This is a genomic window from Pseudomonas sp. KCJK9016, from assembly GCF_046231795.1.
In the GTDB taxonomy this organism is placed as follows: Bacteria; Pseudomonadota; Gammaproteobacteria; order Pseudomonadales; family Pseudomonadaceae; genus Aquipseudomonas; species Aquipseudomonas bananamidigenes.
On the sequence record NZ_JBJJMM010000001.1, the window covers coordinates 319,482 to 335,562 of the forward strand.

Below are 16,081 nucleotides of genomic sequence, written 5' to 3' on the forward strand. Positions count from 1 at the left end.
TTTCCGCATTAAGCGGAAGTTTCAGATGACCTGGTGAGACTTCTCTTCTTCGACTTGCGAATTGACCGTAGTCCTCACGAGAAAAGTGATGACGTCTGCTTTTCGCGTAGGTCATTTCCGAATCTGTACTTCGGCTCTCTACTCGGCCATGGCTCTCGGCGAGAATCCCCGCCCGCCCCTCCTGTAGAGAATCGCTTATGTTCGATCCAGCCGACGAGCCGTCATTTCGCCTCGATGTCGCGGGTCTGCCCGCCCCGCTCGAAGTCCTGGCCTTTACCGGGTGCGAGGCCATCAGCGAGCCGTATGCGTTTGAAGTCGATCTGTTGATCGAGGATCCTCATCTTGACCTGGCCGGGCTGCTGCATCGCTCGGCGTACTTGTCTTTCGGGTCGCCGGGCAACGGTGTGCACGGCCAGTTGCAGGGGCTTGTCCAGCACGAACACGGTCATGGGCCGAGGTTGTGCCGCACGCGGCTGGAGCCTCGATTGAGCTGTCTGGGACTGCGCCACAGCCAGCGAATCTTCAGTGGTCGATCCGTTCCGCAAATTCTGGATCAGGTCCTCAGGGAGCATGGCATCACGGGCCTGCGACGGCGGTTCGAATTGCAGTCCGAGTATCCGGTCCGGATGTTCTGCACCCAATACGGCGAGTCGGATCTGCAGCTGTTACAACGCTTGTGCCGACAGGCCCGGATTCACTATCACTTCGAACATGGGCATGACAGCCATTGCGTGGTGTTCGGGGATGATCCGGCGAGGTTGTCCCGGGCCGAAACCGTTCGGTTCGACATCGAGGGGCAGGTGCCGGCAGTGCGGCGCTGGCTGATCAGGGAGCGAGCTGGAGAAGGCGGCGAACGTGTCCGGCGGATTCGCACCGCACAGGGGCATTCGGATATGCCGACCCTGCGCTGCGGGCAATGGTTGAGTCTGGCTCCGGCACCGTTTGCAGAAGGTGCGACGGATTGGCTGCTGACCCGGATCGAGCATCGTGCCGACCGGATGCTCGAACCTTCCTACGTTAATCGCCTCTGCGCCGCCGAACACTTGCAGGTCAATGTGCCGGTCGCCGAGCATCCGGCACCGCGCATGAGCAGTCTGCAACGGGCCTGGGTCGTGGCGGTCGATGAACCACGACCTGACCGTTCGCGGCCCGTTGCGGTGCAGTTCGACTGGCTCTATCAGGGCGAGGGCGCGCTGCCCAGTCACTGCTGGCTGCCATTGGCTCCCGCGCTGGCGGACAACGTGCTGGCGTCAATGCGTGAAGGTGTGGAGGTGGTGGTGAGTTTTCTGGAAGGCGATCCGGAGCAGCCGGTGATCAGTGGTGTTCTGCAGCCGCCTGTACCTTTCGAAAGCCTTGAGCGCGACGAACCGCCGCCACTGCCCGATGTCCTGGAAAGTGACGGACTGGCGCAATGGCTGCATCGCGGTGAGCCGTTGCTTCTGCTATGCCTGATGCCCGGAGGTGGCAGCTATCGACACTGTCGGGCGTCGGTGTGCAGTTGCCGCCTGGTTGCCGGGTACGGCCCGGGCGACGGGCGATGAGCGGCAGGGGGCCGGGGCAGAGTGCGCAATGGCTTTTGCTGGATGTCGCACATGCACCGCAGGCCGTGAATGTATTGCTGCAGGAGTTTGCGGGTGTACCGACCATGAGATTGTTTGACGGCACGGAGTTTCAGCCCGCAGCCGATCTCGGCCCGTTGCTGATCGATCTGCGGGACCGGCCGGTTTTGTCGGCGCTGTGTCATTCCGATCCGCAGGCCTGGTGCGGGCTGTTGCTGGGCAGCAGGGCATCTGCCGAGGCCATGCGTGACCATCTGCAGCGGATGCTGACGGTCACGGTCGGTCTGAATCACCGTGCGTTGCTCAATTACTACAACGCCCAGACCGCGAGTTACTTTTTCGACGCCTGTGATGCCCGGCAGTTGAGTCAATGGCTGGGTCCGATCGACTGGCTGCGCTGGTTCGGCGGCACGTGGGCCGATCGGGCGAGTGGCAGCCAGGGTTGGCAGCAACTGAGCAATCCGAGGCTGGCCGTCGAACCGTTGCAGATCGAACAAGGCCTGACCCGACGGCAGCGTGAACACCTGCATCGCTGCCTGCTGGACCAGCATCTGTGGCGCTGGAGCCGGGCGACAGGTGCCGGTTATCGCTCGTTGTCCAACTGGTTCGAGCAGGGGCTGTCATTGGGATTCAGCGAGCGCAGCATACTGGACGACTGGTTATGGCTACGCTCGCAGCATCCGCGGGCGGCCCTGGTGCAACCGCCGCCCGGATTGACTCCGCGCGAGCGGCTCGAGCATGTACGCCGCCGCTGGCAGAACGATCAAGGGTGAGCGCTGCCCCCGTGAACGGCCCCGGCGAACCAGCCGTCGTTGTGCCGCAAACGCCACGCCAGTGTTCCGAGCGTCAGGCTGCGCAACACCATGAACAGCAGGAAGGATATCCACAGGCCATGGTTGCCCAATCCACTCAGTGCCCAGGCAACGGGCAGTAACAACGTCACCGTCAACAACATGCCGTTGCGCATTTCCCTGGCGCGGGTGGCGCCGATGAACAGGCCGTCGAGCAGGTAGCTCCAGACCGCAATCAACGGCAACACGGCGAGGTAGGGTAAATAGATGAAGGCGGTCTCGCGTACGCTCGCTATGTCTGTCTGCATTTCGATGAACAGGTGGCCGGCGAACAGGAACAGCCCGGCAAAACCCAGGCTCGCCAGCAACGACCAACCACCGGCCACCACCAGTGAACGGCGCAGGGCGAGGCGGTCGCGGGCGCCGATGGCATGGCCGCACAAGGCTTCGACCGCGTGGGCCAGACCGTCCAGTGCATGGGCGGTCAACAGCAGGCCGTTGAGCAGCAGCGCATTGGCCGCCACCGTCGCGTCGCCCAGTCGCGCGCCTTGTACGGTGATCAGGAAAAACACCGATTGCAACGCCAGGCTGCGAATGAAGATATCGCGATTGACCCCCAACAGCGGACGCCAGCTTTGCCACACCCTTAATGCCGCCCAGACGATATGCCCGGGATAAGCGCGCAAGGCCTTGCGGGTGAGCGCCAGACCGAGCAGGGCACCGCACCATTCGGCGACCACCGAAGCCCTGGCCGAACCGACCACACCCCAGTCCAGACCGATCACGAACCACAGGTTCAGCACGATATTGATCAGGTTGGTGGTCAGCAGAATCGCCAGCGGCGCCCGAGCGTTCTGGGTGCCGAGGAACCAGCCGACCAGTGCATAGCTGGCCAGTGCCGCCGGCAGCCCGAACAGACGGGTGTGGAAGAAGTCGCGGGTCAGTTCATTGAGCTCCGGCGACGGCTGCATGAAGTGCAGGGCGACCCCGCTCAACGGCACGCCCATGGCACCCAGAAGCAATGCCAGCCCCATCGCCAGCAGCAGGCCCTGCAACAGGATTTGCCGCAGCGCCGCACCATCGCTGCGCCCGGCCGCCTGTGCGGCGAACCCGGTGGTGCCCATGCGCAGGAAACCCATGGCCCAGGCCAGCACGGTGTACAGACTGGCGCCGACTGCAACGGCGCCCAACTGATGGGCGTGGGGCAGGTGACCGATGACGGTGCTGTCGACCAGCGCCACCAGCGGCACGGAAATGTTGGAAAGGATCATGGGGGCGGCGAGGGCCCAGACCCGGCGATGGGTCGGGCGGTCGCGCCAGTCGGTGATCAGATTGCGCATGCGGGCTCCTTGGGGAGCGGCATTGTAACGGGTGAGGTCAGTGAATGATCCAGCTCAACAGCCACAGCCCCAGCAACAGCCAGATGATCCCGGCAATGATCGAGGCGTTCATGAAGGCGCGGATCGCCGACCACAGCAGCATCAGGCCGATGATCAACGCGATGATGCTGATGATCGACGTGTCCATGCCCAGCGCCTTCGCCAACCCGTCGACGAAGTTGCCGCCGGCATGGCTCAACACGTTGAACAGACCGCTCAGGCCGTCGACGATGAAACGGATGATCGAGCCGAGCGCCTGGCCCAGCCATTCGAAAAAGCTTTCTACCTGCATGTTTGCATCCTGATGAAAGAGCTGAGCCTTGGGCCGCAGCGGGTGCGGCCGAGTTCCCTGCAAGCATAGAGGGTTTTAACGGGTGACTGGCCCTTGCCTTCGATCCGCATCCCCCCGAAGCTATACGCCTTCAGGAGATCCCGATGAACCTTGTTGAACTGACCGAACGCCTGCACGCCATTCGCGACCGCAATGACTGGCGGCAATTTCACAGCCCGAAAAACCTGGCCATGGCCGCCAGTGTGGAAATGGCCGAACTGGTCGAGATCTTCCAGTGGCTGACCGAAGAGCAGTCCCGCGAATTGCCCGCCGATAAACTGGCCCACGCCGGGCAGGAAGTCGGTGACATCGTTCTGTATCTGTTGCTGCTGTGCAGCGAGCTGGGGCTGGACATGAATGAAGTGGTGCGCAGCAAGCTCGCCGACAGCGAACGGCGGTTCAGCTGATGAGCGACCGTCATTTCGATCAGTTGGCGACGCGCTTCGCCGAGAAGATCTATGGCGGCGCCAAAGGCGCGATCCGCCTCGCGGTGCTGCAGGCCGATCTCGCCGAAGTCCTGCCGGATCGTCCGCTGCGAGTGCTGGATATCGGCGGCGGCCTGGGCCACATGTCGCTGTGGCTGGCCGAGCGCGGGCACGACGTGACCTTCACCGAGCCGGCTGAGCCGATGCTCGAAGGCGCACGCCAGCGATTCGCCGAGGCCGGGCAGACCGCGACGTTCATTCAAGCGCCGTGGCAGGCACTGCTCGGCCAGCTCACCGAACCCTATGACGTGGTGATCTGCCATGCGGTGCTCGAATGGCTGGCCGAACCGCACTCGATCCTGCCGGTGCTGCATCAACTGACCAGGCCCGGCGGCTGGCTGTCGCTGGCGTTCTACAACCGTGATGCGCTGGTTTACCGGAACCTGCTCAAAGGCCATTTCAAGAAAATGCGCAGGAACGACATGGCCGGCGAAAAACAGAGCCTGACGCCTCAGCAGCCGCTGGATCCCCGCGAACTGGCCACGCAACTCGAGGGGATGTGGCAGGTCGAAATCCAGAGCGGGGTGCGGGTTTTCCATGATTACATGCCGGTGGAATTCCAGGCCCGCGCCGAGTTGATCGATTTGCTCGAGATGGAGCTCGCCCACCGTCGTCACCCAAGCTTCGCCGGGCTTGGGCGCTACCTGCACTGGATCTGCCGGCCGATCTGATCGGAGCATGAAATGAAAGGTCATTCCGGGATATTGCTGATCTGTCTGGGTCTGGCCGCGTGCCAGGGCAGCAACCCTTATGTGGCGCAGTCACGGCCCCTGCCGCCGGCGCCAGCGCAAGCCGCGACCACCTTCGACCGCAGCGCCTATCCCGCGCCGCCCCGGGATTACGGGCGCTACCGCAGCTGGGCGTGGCTCAACGGGCGCCTGCCCCCGGGCAGTGCCTGGGCGGATTCGGCACAGGTGGCCGAAGCCGTCAGCAGTGCGCTGGACCAGCGTGGCTTGCGTCCGCTGCACGACAACCGCCCGGCCGATCTGTTCGTCAGCGCCAACCTGAGTCTGGAAACCCGCTTGCGCCAGGTCCAGGACGATTACGGCTACTACGGCGGATACGGCGGCTATGACCGCTACGGCCGGGGCTACGGGATGTACAACACGGTGCCCATTGTTCGCACTTATCAGGAACAGGTCGTGGTGGTGCGGATCGATCTGTTCGATGCCGGCACCGGTCAGCCGGTCTGGAGTGCCAGCGCCGAAACCGGCACGCAAGGCAATCAGAGTGACCGGGCCGATGCGATCCGCGAGGCTGTGGAAAAGGCCATGTCGGCGTATCCTCCCAGTTAGCTTCTCGTTAAACGGAAGCGCACCCAGGTTCATGCTTTCCACCGGAGAAAAACCATGTTCCGCCGTTTTGCTTTACTGGCCATGGCCGCGCTGCTCAGCGCCTGCGCCGCCAACCAGGTCAATCATGACTACGACGCCAGCCGCGACTTTGCCGCCTATCGCAGCTGGAGCTGGAAAGAACCCGCCCTGCAATACCGTCCGGACGACCCACGGATCAAGAGCGACCTGACCGAACAGCGGATTCGTCAGTCCGTCGCCGATCAACTGGACCAGCGCGGCCTGCGCCCGGCCGCGGCGGGCAGCAAAGGTGATTTGAACGTACAGGCCTATCTGATCGTCGAGGATCGTCAGCAACAAGTCACCACCAACTATGGCGGCGGTTGGGGCGGCCCATGGAATGGCTACTGGGGCGGGCCGATGTACAACGAAACCCGCAACATCACGTACAAGGTCGCGACCATCCAGATCGATCTTCTCGACGGCAAGGACGGCAAACTGGTGTGGCGTGGCAGCGACGAGCAGATGCTCAGTCGTACGCCGAACCCGGCGGATCGCAGCAGCGCCATCCATGAAACGGTGACGCGTATCCTGTCGAACTACCCTCCGCGCTAGGTGAGCGCCACATAACGGGAGCCCAGGGGCTCCCGTTTTTTTTGGAGGGACGGCTGGCGCGTTGCCAGCAGTGTCGTCATGCCGCGTCTACACTGAAATCCACCCACGGAGCTTGCGCCCGGCCGTGCGCCGGCAAAGGAGTGCGCCATGTCGCGTCGTTCGCAGTGTCGCGGCCCAGCCCGGCAGCGGGGGGCCATCGGCTTGATGGCGGCCGCCACCCTCAGCCTGGCGCTGGTGTTGATGTTGCTGGTGGTGGACACCGGTCGTTTGTACATGGAGCAGCGCAAACTTCAGCGGCTGGTGGACAACGCGGCGCTGGAAGCGATCAGCCGTGGCGGCAATTGCCTGCCTGGCCTTACTGCTGCCGCTTACGCCGGGCAAAGTGCGGCGCGCAACGGTTTTGTCGCCGACGCCAACAACGTGCTGGTGGTCGACTGCGGCACGCTGGTGACAGCTTCAAGCGGTTTGCGCACATTCAGCGTGGACGCCACCCAGGCGGTGGCGGTCAAGGTCGCCGCCAACCACAGCGTGACAACCAGTTTCGCCGGCGGCGTACAGTCACTGTTCAATGGTACGCCGTTCAATCTCAACACCGTGCTTTATGCCTCGGCAGTGGCTGCCAAACCCCAGCCGACTGTGGCCCAGCTGAATATCCGCAGCAATCTGGCCAACATCAGCACCGCCCAGTCGAACATCCTCAATCCGCTGTTTTCCGGCCTGCTCGGCGGTAACGTCAACCTGACGGCCCTGGGCTGGAACGGCCTGCTGAACACGGACATCAACCTGCTCAGCTATCTGAATCAACTGGCGATCAACCTCAACGTCGCCGCCGGCAATTACACCCAGCTGCTCAATACCCAGACCACCGTGACGCAACTCATCCAGGCCGCGATTACGGTGGTTCAGCTCAACGGCGCAACCGCCGACGTGATCACCGCGCTGGGACAGTTGCAGGTGGCGGCGATCAATGCCGCGCCGCTCAAGCTGGGCGATATTCTGCAGTTGCAGACCGGCACCACGGCGGCCGGGCTCGACGCCAATCTGCAATTGCTGCAACTGATCCAGGGTGTGATCCAGCTGGCCAACAGCAACAGCGCCGTGGCCGCCACCCTGCCGATCAGCGTGCTGGGGCTGGCGAATGTCACGGTGCGGGTCAAGGTCATCGAGCCGCCGCAGTTTTCCGCCATTGGCGATCCGGCCCTGGCCAAGGCTGACCCGCTGGGGCCGAACCGGATTTATGTGCGCACCGCGCAGATCCGCACGATGCTTTCGGTGAATCTGCCGGTATTGTCCGGAGTGACCGGGCTGACCAACGCAGTGTTGGGTTTGGTCGGCACACTGACCCCGACACTCAATGCGCTGCTCAGCCTGAACCTGGTCGCCACGTTGAACTCGGTGGGTTGCCTGCTGGGTGCCGGCTGTCAGCAACTGGACCCGCAACTGCTGCCCTCGCCGGAAATCGACATCAGCCTCGATGCCGGCGGGGCCGTCAGTTATGTCACCGATTACAGTTGCCCCACCGGTAATACCGGGACCAAGAGCCTGACGGCCCACACCCTTACCTCCGTAGCCGACCTCAAACTGGGCAAGATTGATCCGACCAACGCCTTTTCTTCCTCGGCCGAACCCACGGTCACGCCGTTGCCGCTGGTGGACCTGGGCATCGTGACGTGCCACAAGATCCTTGGCATCGGCACCTGCGACCCGAGCACCCACGTACAATACGGTGCCGGCGGCATTGCAATCATGGTCAACTCCAGTGTGGCGCAGAACACTCAGGATCTGCTGTTTTCCAGTGGCACGCCGTTCGCCACGCCGCCCAACCTGAAGCTGCCGCCGAGCGTGATTGCCGTCGCGCCCACCAGCGATATCGTCAACAGCCTGGCGAGTACCCTCGCCGGGATCAATCTGATCGTCTACAAGCCACAGGGCAGCAATCCGCTCGGGGCCATCGTGACCGGCGTCGCCAGCCTGATCAGCGATGTCACAACGATCCTGCAACCGCTGATCACCAATCTGGTCAGTCCGCTGCTCGACCCGTTGCTCAACAACTTGCTCAAGGGGTTGGGGATCAATCTGATGGACGTGGACGTGGGCGCCAACATGACCTGCGGTCAGACCGGCAAGGCCTATCTCGTCATTTAGTCGTCGTGGGCGATCGGCAGTTCGATGCAGAACCGCGCACCGTCCGCCGAGTTGCTCACGCTCAGATGGCCGCCCATGTTTTCGATGATGCCGTAACTCACCGACAAACCCAGACCGGTGCCGACCCCCACCGGTTTGGTGGTGAAGAACGGCTCGAAAATCCGCTCCAGCAGACGCGGGTCGATACCTCCGCCGTTGTCCTCGACCCACAGACGCACCTTCTGCTCGTCGCGCTCGGCGTAGATCGAAATCCATGGCTTGAACGCCGCATCTGACTCGCGTTTGCCCAGCAGCGCATCCCGGGCGTTGACCATCAGGTTGATCAACACCTGCTCCAGTTGATCGACGTATCCGCGTACCTGAACCTCAAATGCGGTTTCGCTGATGCGCAGGTCCACACCCTTGCCGCGCATGCCTTCGGCCAGCAGCGACAGCGTGCCTTCGATGGCGCTGGCGGGGTTGAACAGTTGCTGCTCGATCTCCGAGCGGCGGCCGAATACCCGCATGTGGTCCACGACTTTCGCGGCACGCTGGACCTGGGCGTCGATGCGGTTGAGTTTGTCGGTCAGGTAGTCGATCTGTGCATCGCCGTTGCTCAGGCGTTTCTGCACATTGACGATGGCCATGCGCATCACGTTCAGCGGCTGGTTGATCTCGTGGGCGAGGCCTGTGGCCATTTCGCCGAGGGTGGCCATTTTCGCGCTTTGGGTCAGTTGTTGCTGGGAGCGGCGCACTTCGGTGTTGTCGCGGCCCACGGCCTGCACTTCGATCAGTTTCCCGTGCTCATCGAACACGCCGCGATCCGACCACACCCACCACGCATGCTCGCGCCCCGGCAATTGCAGATTGATTTCGGCGGTGCTGACCGGGGACTCCGGGGTCAACTGTGCCAGGCGTTCGACGAATGCTGCGCGCTGCGCATCGGACATCCAGCTGCCCAGATCCACGCCGGCCAGCGCTTCGGGAGCGCATTCCAGATACTTCGCCAGCGGGCGGTTGCCGAAAGTCAGGATCAGGTCCGGACGATAGCGGCAGATCATCGCCGGGGAGTCTTCCACCAGGATCCGGTAGCGTTCTTCGCTTTGCCTGACCTGCTCGGCGGCCAGCGTCGCCTCGGTGACGTCCAGCCAGAGCCCGACGGCTTCCACCGGCAGGCCGAGATCGTTGCGCAGCAAGCGGGCTTCGTCGAGCAACCAGTGATAATCGCCGCGATGGTCGCGCAGGCGATAACGGGCGCGCACCGAACCTTCGCGTAACAGCTGCCGGGTCCGTTCGAAATACAGGGGCCGGTCATCCGGATGAATCCGCTCCACCAGCGCAGCGGCATCGCAGTCTTCCAGGCTCCAGCCAAGCAGCGGTTGCAGGCTGGCGCTGAAAAACGCCGGCAGCAACGCGCCTTCGATGTAGTGCTGGACATAGATCACCGCCGGCGAGCTGGCGATCAGATTGTCCAGCCGCGCATGGGCCGCAGCGGCTCGTTGCTGCTGATTCTTGATGTCGCTGATGTCCAGCATGAAGCCCGCCAGCCGCCGGTGATCGCCGGTGCCGCTGACCTGTCCCTGGAGGCGATACCACGCTGGCGGCTGACTGGCGTCACGAGGGTGCAGGCGCACGCACAGGTCGAGGATTTCTCCGTGCAGCTGGAGCGACTGCAATCGGCTGCGCACTTCTTCGCGGTCGGCGGGGTGGATCAGGTTCAGCCAGTTTTCCAGGGGCAGCGTCGAACTGTCCTGATGCAGAATGGCGGTCAGCGTCGGCGCCAGCTGGATATGTTCGCCACCGCTGCCGATTTCCCACCAGCCGGTGCCCAGCAGTGTCTGCAACGATTCCAGGCGTTCCAGTTGCAGTTGATGCTGTTGCTCGCGCAAGCGCCCGAGCAGCGGCCCCGCCAATGCCCCGGCCAGCATCAGCCAGTCGCGGTCGGTCAGGTACGGCGCGGTCTTGTCGACGGCGTAAAAGCCGCAGAGCAGCCACGCCATGACGCCTCGATCATCGCTGTAAGGTACGGCGAACCCCTCGGCGTTGCCGAACAGGCCCTGGACCCGTGAATGTTCATACTGGCCGTAATGCGCACCGAGGCGCTGCGGACCGGTGCCATTGAGACTGTCCAGCGGCGTACCCAGGCGCTGGCCGTCATGCCACAGCGCCGGTGCATCGTGGGCGTGGAACTGGCAGTGAATCTGCCACCCCTGTTCCTGCTCATTGAGCAGGGCGAGCGCCACACACGGGATCTGCCAGCGCTGGGCAATCGTCTGCAGTTGATCGCTGACGACCGTTGGCAGTCGCCCCAGGCTGCAGCTGCGCAACTGTTTGCTGATCTGCTCGGCAATGGCGTGGCACGCCTCGCGTTGATGGGCCTGCCGGCGTTCGGACAAGAGATCGGTAATGTCGATCAGTTGCAGCAGCCATCCATTGCCCAACGGCTGTACCCAGCCGCGCAGGTGCAGGACCTGCTCGCCCAGACCGGTGAAGTCCAGGTCCAGCAGTTGCCCTTGCCAGTCCCGGGGTCGGCCTTCGATGGTCAGAGTGCTGTGGGGCAACAGATGGTCGCGCAGTGGCAGCGGTGTATCCCGGGGTACCTGCTGCGCCAGCAGGTGGCGCAACGGTCCGGCGATTTGCAACACACCACCTTCGCCATCGAGGTACAGATGCAGGCCCGTTGCTGGTGAGCCGAGCACATCCGGCACGTCGCCGGCGAGCGGACCGCGCTTGAGCAGGCGACCGAACAGATTGTCCCCGGGCGTCAAAATTTCAGGCTCGAGCTGGCGGTCAAATTGGTGGGCAGGCTCGGAACAGCGCCGATGCCCGGCAACACCAGAAACGGAATGACCTGATTGAGCTTGCTGACGGGGTAGTTGACGCTGACGGTGAGCGTGCCTTGCGCGGCGTCATAGGTCGCCGACGTGTCCACGCCCACCACCACGTTCAGGGAGGATGGCAAGCCTGAAAACTGCTGCGTCAGGGCGGCATTGGCGGTGTTGACGACAACCGTCGAATAATTGGGCGTCGTGGGATCGACCGCGACGCTGCGACGGACTGCTTCAGCGGTGGCCTGATTGAACGTCTGCATCAGCACGAGCGGCAGGGCGTAGCTGACCAGGCCGTAAAACACCGCGAAAAAGATCACGAACACCAGGGCGAACTCGATCGCCACCGCGCCTTTTTGCGCCTTCCGAGAGCCGGTTTTCATCCGTGCGTCTACCCTGACAGTCACTGCGTAGTCTCAGCATAGAATCATTCAGCCAAAACGGACGGTTTTTACCGGATGCAAAGTCTTGTTCTCTTGATCTGGCTGACCCTGTGCGCGGTCCAGGATGCCCGGCAACGCAGGATTGCCAACGCCATGACGCTGGGTGTTGGTGCCCTGGCACTGGTTTATCTGCTGTATTTCGGAACGACCTGGACGGGGGCCGCAGCGGTGCAGGGTGGCTGGGCTTGTCTGTTGGCGCTGGCGTTCACCCTGCCGGGGTATTTCATGGGGCGCATGGGGGCCGGCGATGTGAAATTAATGACAGCCCTCGGTCTGGCGACGGACGGTCTGTCGCTGCTCGGTGTTTTTGTCGGTGCCGGTGCAGCGAGCCTGGTCTGGATCCTGCTGGCGCCAAGACTCTGGCTGCATATGAGTCAAGGGCTTAGGCATCGTCTTCGATATATGGCGCCATCGCTGTCAAAAAAGCTGCCATTTGCGCCGTTCGTGCTGGTCGGTTTTCTGCTGGCACTCCCCTGGATCCATTAGTCGCCAAACGCCACTAGTCTTATGTACATAGTCGGAAAGTGCGTCTACTTTCTAAGGTACTGGTTATACAGCCAACGGCTGACAGTACAGGAATGGTCAGTTTTGGCCCGGGCATGGAGTGGCACGTGAACAAGCTTACGTCTGCGGTAAAGGTCCTCGTTGTCGATGATCAGCCATTGATCGTCGAGGAGCTCTGCGAGTTTCTCGAGAGCAGCGGGTTTCGCTGTGTACCCTGCGGGTCCGGCAGGGAGGCGGTCGAGCGTTTTGCCGAAGATCCGGCGATCGGTCTGGTGCTGTGCGATCTGCACATGCCGGACCTCGACGGCATTCAACTGGTGCAAGAGCTGCAACGCCAGGCCGGCAAGCAGCGGGTGTTCGAAGCGATCATGCTGACCGGTCGCGCCGACAAGCAGGATGTGATCAAGGCGTTGCGCGCCGGAATTTCCGATTACTACCAGAAGCCGGTCAATCTCGACGAGTTGCTCGAAGGCTTGCAACGCCAGGAAGCGGTCCTGCAGGAGCGGCAGAAAACCCTGCAGCTGGGGCACTTGAACCAGAAACTGCAGGACCTGTCGTCGTCCATCGATGATCTGTATCAGGATCTGGACAGGGTGCGCCGCGGGCCGGCTATCGTCAGCGAACAGGCATCGGGTGACGCGGATGCACTGGAGATCCCGGCCATCTTCAATCAGTTGTCCCCACGGCAACTGGATGTGGCGCGCCTGGTGGGCAAGGGGCAGACCAACTATCAGATTGCCTGCGAACTGGGCATCACCGAAAACACCGTGAAACTTTACGTCTCGCAGGTGCTGCGCCTGACCCACATGCACAACCGCACCCAACTGGCGCTGGCCCTTTCGCCGAGCGCAGCGGCTTTGCGGCAGCGGGTCACGGAACATTGACCGGGCTTGCAGCCGTCAGAGTCAGATCACCGACGGCTGCCTTACCCCTCAATTTTTCGTGTCGATCTTGCCTCCGGCATCCTGGTCATAGAAGTCGGGAATGTCGTATTTGTATTTCTTCAGCCAGCGTTGCATGGCCAGTTCACGCTCGGTGGCCGTGGCTGCCTGCGGATTGGGGGAGGCGGCCTTGTTGCGGCTTTGCAGCAGCAACCAGCCCTCGGTTTCCTGCTGCTGGGCCGAGGCCGGGCCGGCGTCGATGGCCTGTACGCCAAGCGGCAGGCTCAGCAGACTCAGGCAGCACAGTGTCTTGAAAATGTGCATGGCAGCTCCTTGAAGGTCATTTGAGGGTCGCCGGTTGCGAGTCGGCCACGGCCGCGACCTGATTGCCCGCGGCAGATTTGGCCGGAACCGGAGCCTTGAGTCTTTCTGCGCGCTCCTGAGCCTCGGTGAATTGTTCCGGGGTCAGGTGCGCACGACTGACGATTTCGGCGGCTTGCTGCCAGTTGTTCTGGTAGATCAGCAGGGTGACCAGATTCAGCGTCGCCAGTTGATTGTTCTGCTTGAGTTCGATGGCTGTCAGGAACTCGAAGCGCGCGTCTTCGAGTCGCAGCTGATTGAGGTACACCACGCCCAGATCGTTATGGATGTTTTCATTGGTCGGCGCCAGTCGAACGGCCCGTTGCAGGTGAGCCTGCGCCTGACCGTTATCGCCCCGGGCGGCATACAGCTGTCCAAGACCGTGTTCGGCGTCGGCACTCAGGCAGGTGCCGAGCAGGCCGCGATACAGCGGTTCGGCTTCGCTGCGCCCCAGCAGGCGATAGACCTTGGCCTTGCGCAGACGCACTTCCACCAGGTTGTCGGGAAGGCCTTGCAGGTTGGCCAGACTGGCATGCAGCTTGCCGTCGTTGGCCAGTTCGTCCACCAGATTCAGCGACAGCTCCTGCTCCGAACTCAGCTTGCTGCAACCGGCGGGCGCCAGCATGGCCGTCCACGGCGCCTGGCCATCGGTTGCGCAACCGCCCAGCAGCAACAGGCTTGCCACCACCATCAGTGCTTTCATCAAACGCTCTCCATGTCAGGACGCGAACGCCCGGGTGATTGCGGTAAAGCCGGGGCCCGCCAGCACGATCAGCAAGGCCGGAAACAGGAACAGCATCATGACCACCGACATCTTCGCCGACATCTTCGAGATGTACTCCTGCAAGCGCGTCAGACGTCGGTCATCCAGCAGTTGCTTGAGCGCCAGCAGCGATTTCATTGCGCCGCCACCCTGTTGAATCAGTTGCTGGAGGATCACGCAGGTGTCGGTGAACTCATCCACCGCCAGCATCGTTGCCGCGTTGTTCAGTTCCTGACCCAATTCCAGCCCCGAGTCGACGCGAGCCAGAATCAGGCGCAGTTCGCTGGTCAGTTCCGGCAACAGTTTCTGCCCTTCGATGCTCAACACACGCAATGCCTGCTCGACCGCCATGCCGGATTCGAACAGGATGCGCAGCAGGGGAATGAACGTCGAAACCTCCACGGCGATGTTTTTCTGCCGCCGGGCAGCGGCATAGGCCAGCAGGCGCTTGGGCAGCAGGTAACCGGTACCGGTGGCGAACATCGGCACCAGCCAGCCCTTGGGTGTCTGGGGAAAGAACACTTCCTGCAAGAACAGCCCGATGCCCAATGCCAGCAGCGGTGTACCGATCTGGCAGGCGGCAAACAGCGAGCGCTCACTGGCGCGGCGCCAGCCGAGACGGTTGAGCAAGGTCTGGGTTTCGCTGTCCATGCTCACCGAACGCTGGCCGAAGCGGCTGTTGCCCAGTGCTCGCATCCAGTTGCGCAGGCGACTTTCGCGTACCAGATGACCTCGCAGGCGCTGGTTGACCTGACGCACCCGACGGCGTTCGGTCAACAAATGGTTGCCGACCAGCATCAGCGCCCCGAGCAGCAGCATGAGACTGGCCAGGATTACCATCTCAGACACTCCTCAACATGCGCCACAGCGCCAGGCTGCCGATCACCTGCAACACCACCGCGACGATCAGCATGGTCTGGCCACCGGGGTCTTTCCACATGCCGAGCATGTAGCCGGGATTGGTCAGCATGAAATAGCTGACCAGGATCACCGGCAGCGATCCGAGCACCCATGCCGTCAGGCGGGTTTCGCCGGTCAGGGCACGCAGCTGGCGGGCGCCTTGGTCGCGCTCGCGGATCAGTTTGATCAGGTTTTCCAGCAGCTCGCTGGCATTGCCGCCGTAGCGGTGATTGACCTTCAGGCCCAGGGCGAACATGCGCAGTTCGTCCTGTTCGTAGAGCTCGGCGAAGTCGCTCACCGCATCCGGCAGGTTCACCCCCAGTTGCACGTTGCGCTGCACCCGGCCCATCGCGGTTTTCAACGGATCCTCGCTGGACTCGATGCCGCCGAGCACGGCGTCGCTCAGGGTGCGCCCGGATTTGAGGCTGCGCACCGTGTGATCGAGCAACTGCGGCAGTTGCTCGATCATGCGATGGAGCCGGCGTCGATACAGCCAGGCGATGTACAGCCGCATTGCCAGGGGCGGGGCAAGCGCCAGGATCAACAGGCCGACCCAGTCGGCGGCCAGGTAACCGAGCATCATCGCGATGACCCATAGCGCCAGCCATAACCCCAGACGCTCGCCGGGACGGCCCAGACCTGCGCGCAGGAACATGCGCTCGAGCCCGGTCCACGAGGTTTTTCCCGGTGCAGTCTGTGGCTGTCCGGCGGCCAGGCGACTGAGCACCCGTTCGTTGGCGGTCTTGCGTACGCCATGCAGGAACAGGCGAATCGACAGCCCCAGCAGCATCAGGCAAATGGCGATGAGAATCACCGGCCCCATCAT

The 16,081-nt window shown here is 62.8% G+C and carries 17 protein-coding genes; 9 read left to right on the forward strand and 8 right to left on the reverse strand.

Annotation, left to right across the window (positions count from 1 at the left end; genetic code table 11):
* Positions 1-197 precede the first annotated feature (197 nt).
* Both ACK6BI_RS01340 and ACK6BI_RS01345 read left to right on the forward strand, forming a co-directional pair.
* Positions 198-1,541 carry a type VI secretion system Vgr family protein gene (locus ACK6BI_RS01340; RefSeq protein WP_409315702.1) on the forward strand — a complete coding sequence of 448 codons (1,344 nt, stop codon included), beginning with the start codon at positions 198-200 and terminating at the stop codon, positions 1,539-1,541.
* The gene (locus ACK6BI_RS01345; RefSeq protein WP_409315703.1) at positions 1,538-2,332 is read left to right on the forward strand and encodes a DUF4123 domain-containing protein; all 795 of its coding nucleotides are present in this window, start codon (positions 1,538-1,540) and stop codon (positions 2,330-2,332) included. Before ACK6BI_RS01340 ends, ACK6BI_RS01345 begins: the two co-directional genes overlap by 4 nt.
* Here ACK6BI_RS01345 and ACK6BI_RS01350 read toward each other — a convergent pair.
* On the reverse strand, positions 2,323-3,690 hold the full coding sequence (locus tag ACK6BI_RS01350) for an MATE family efflux transporter (protein WP_409315704.1): 1,368 nt from the start codon (positions 3,688-3,690) through the stop codon (positions 2,323-2,325). The genes ACK6BI_RS01345 and ACK6BI_RS01350 overlap by 10 nt on opposite strands.
* 37 nt (positions 3,691-3,727) lie before the next feature.
* The gene (locus ACK6BI_RS01355; RefSeq protein WP_065260247.1) at positions 3,728-4,021 is read right to left on the reverse strand and encodes a hypothetical protein; all 294 of its coding nucleotides are present in this window, start codon (positions 4,019-4,021) and stop codon (positions 3,728-3,730) included.
* A 143-nt stretch (positions 4,022-4,164) separates the two neighbouring features.
* On the opposite strand from ACK6BI_RS01355, the gene ACK6BI_RS01360 reads away from it, so the two are divergent.
* The 5 genes from ACK6BI_RS01360 (at position 4,165) to ACK6BI_RS01380 (ending at position 8,597) form a co-directional block, all read left to right on the forward strand.
* Positions 4,165-4,467, forward strand: a complete 303-nt coding sequence (locus ACK6BI_RS01360) for a MazG-like family protein (protein WP_409315705.1) — start codon at positions 4,165-4,167, stop codon at positions 4,465-4,467.
* Positions 4,467-5,216 (forward strand): methyltransferase, encoded by a 750-nt coding sequence (locus ACK6BI_RS01365; protein WP_409315706.1) that lies wholly within the window; start codon positions 4,467-4,469, stop codon positions 5,214-5,216. The genes ACK6BI_RS01360 and ACK6BI_RS01365 overlap by 1 nt, the downstream gene beginning before the upstream one ends.
* A 12-nt stretch (positions 5,217-5,228) precedes the next feature.
* Positions 5,229-5,840, forward strand: coding sequence for a DUF4136 domain-containing protein (locus ACK6BI_RS01370; protein WP_409315707.1), 612 nt, complete (start codon positions 5,229-5,231; stop codon positions 5,838-5,840).
* 54 nt (positions 5,841-5,894) lie between these two features.
* A complete protein-coding gene (locus ACK6BI_RS01375; RefSeq protein WP_065260243.1) occupies positions 5,895-6,452 on the forward strand; it encodes a DUF4136 domain-containing protein in 558 nt (185 codons plus the stop codon).
* A 147-nt stretch (positions 6,453-6,599) separates the two neighbouring features.
* The gene (locus tag ACK6BI_RS01380; protein WP_409315708.1) at positions 6,600-8,597 is read left to right on the forward strand and encodes a pilus assembly protein TadG-related protein; all 1,998 of its coding nucleotides are present in this window, start codon (positions 6,600-6,602) and stop codon (positions 8,595-8,597) included.
* Here the strand turns inward: ACK6BI_RS01380 and ACK6BI_RS01385 are convergent.
* The gene (locus tag ACK6BI_RS01385; RefSeq protein ID WP_409315709.1) at positions 8,594-11,344 is read right to left on the reverse strand and encodes an ATP-binding protein; all 2,751 of its coding nucleotides are present in this window, start codon (positions 11,342-11,344) and stop codon (positions 8,594-8,596) included. The genes ACK6BI_RS01380 and ACK6BI_RS01385 overlap by 4 nt on opposite strands.
* The gene (locus ACK6BI_RS01390; protein WP_065260240.1) at positions 11,341-11,787 is read right to left on the reverse strand and encodes a TadE/TadG family type IV pilus assembly protein; all 447 of its coding nucleotides are present in this window, start codon (positions 11,785-11,787) and stop codon (positions 11,341-11,343) included. Before ACK6BI_RS01390 ends, ACK6BI_RS01385 begins: the two co-directional genes overlap by 4 nt.
* A gap of 75 nt (positions 11,788-11,862) precedes the next feature.
* On the opposite strand from ACK6BI_RS01390, the gene ACK6BI_RS01395 reads away from it, so the two are divergent.
* Positions 11,863-12,333, forward strand: coding sequence for a prepilin peptidase (locus ACK6BI_RS01395; RefSeq protein ID WP_409315710.1), 471 nt, complete (start codon positions 11,863-11,865; stop codon positions 12,331-12,333).
* 125 nt (positions 12,334-12,458) lie between these two features.
* A complete protein-coding gene (locus tag ACK6BI_RS01400) occupies positions 12,459-13,235 on the forward strand; it encodes a response regulator transcription factor (protein ID WP_409315711.1) in 777 nt (258 codons plus the stop codon).
* A gap of 48 nt (positions 13,236-13,283) precedes the next feature.
* Here ACK6BI_RS01400 and ACK6BI_RS01405 read toward each other — a convergent pair whose 3' ends face one another.
* From ACK6BI_RS01405 to ACK6BI_RS01420, 4 genes are read right to left on the reverse strand one after another with little or no spacing between them, the layout of a single operon-like run.
* Entirely contained in the window at positions 13,284-13,556 is a 273-nt protein-coding gene (locus tag ACK6BI_RS01405; RefSeq protein WP_409315712.1) for a DUF3613 domain-containing protein, read from the reverse strand.
* 16 nt (positions 13,557-13,572) lie between these two features.
* Positions 13,573-14,295 carry a tetratricopeptide repeat protein gene (locus ACK6BI_RS01410; RefSeq protein ID WP_409315713.1) on the reverse strand — a complete coding sequence of 241 codons (723 nt, stop codon included), beginning with the start codon at positions 14,293-14,295 and terminating at the stop codon, positions 13,573-13,575.
* Positions 14,296-14,310: 15 nt separating this feature from the next.
* On the reverse strand, positions 14,311-15,195 hold the full coding sequence (locus tag ACK6BI_RS01415) for a type II secretion system F family protein (protein ID WP_409315714.1): 885 nt from the start codon (positions 15,193-15,195) through the stop codon (positions 14,311-14,313).
* 1 nt (position 15,196) lies between these two features.
* Positions 15,197-16,081 carry a type II secretion system F family protein gene (locus tag ACK6BI_RS01420; RefSeq protein ID WP_409315715.1) on the reverse strand — a complete coding sequence of 295 codons (885 nt, stop codon included), beginning with the start codon at positions 16,079-16,081 and terminating at the stop codon, positions 15,197-15,199.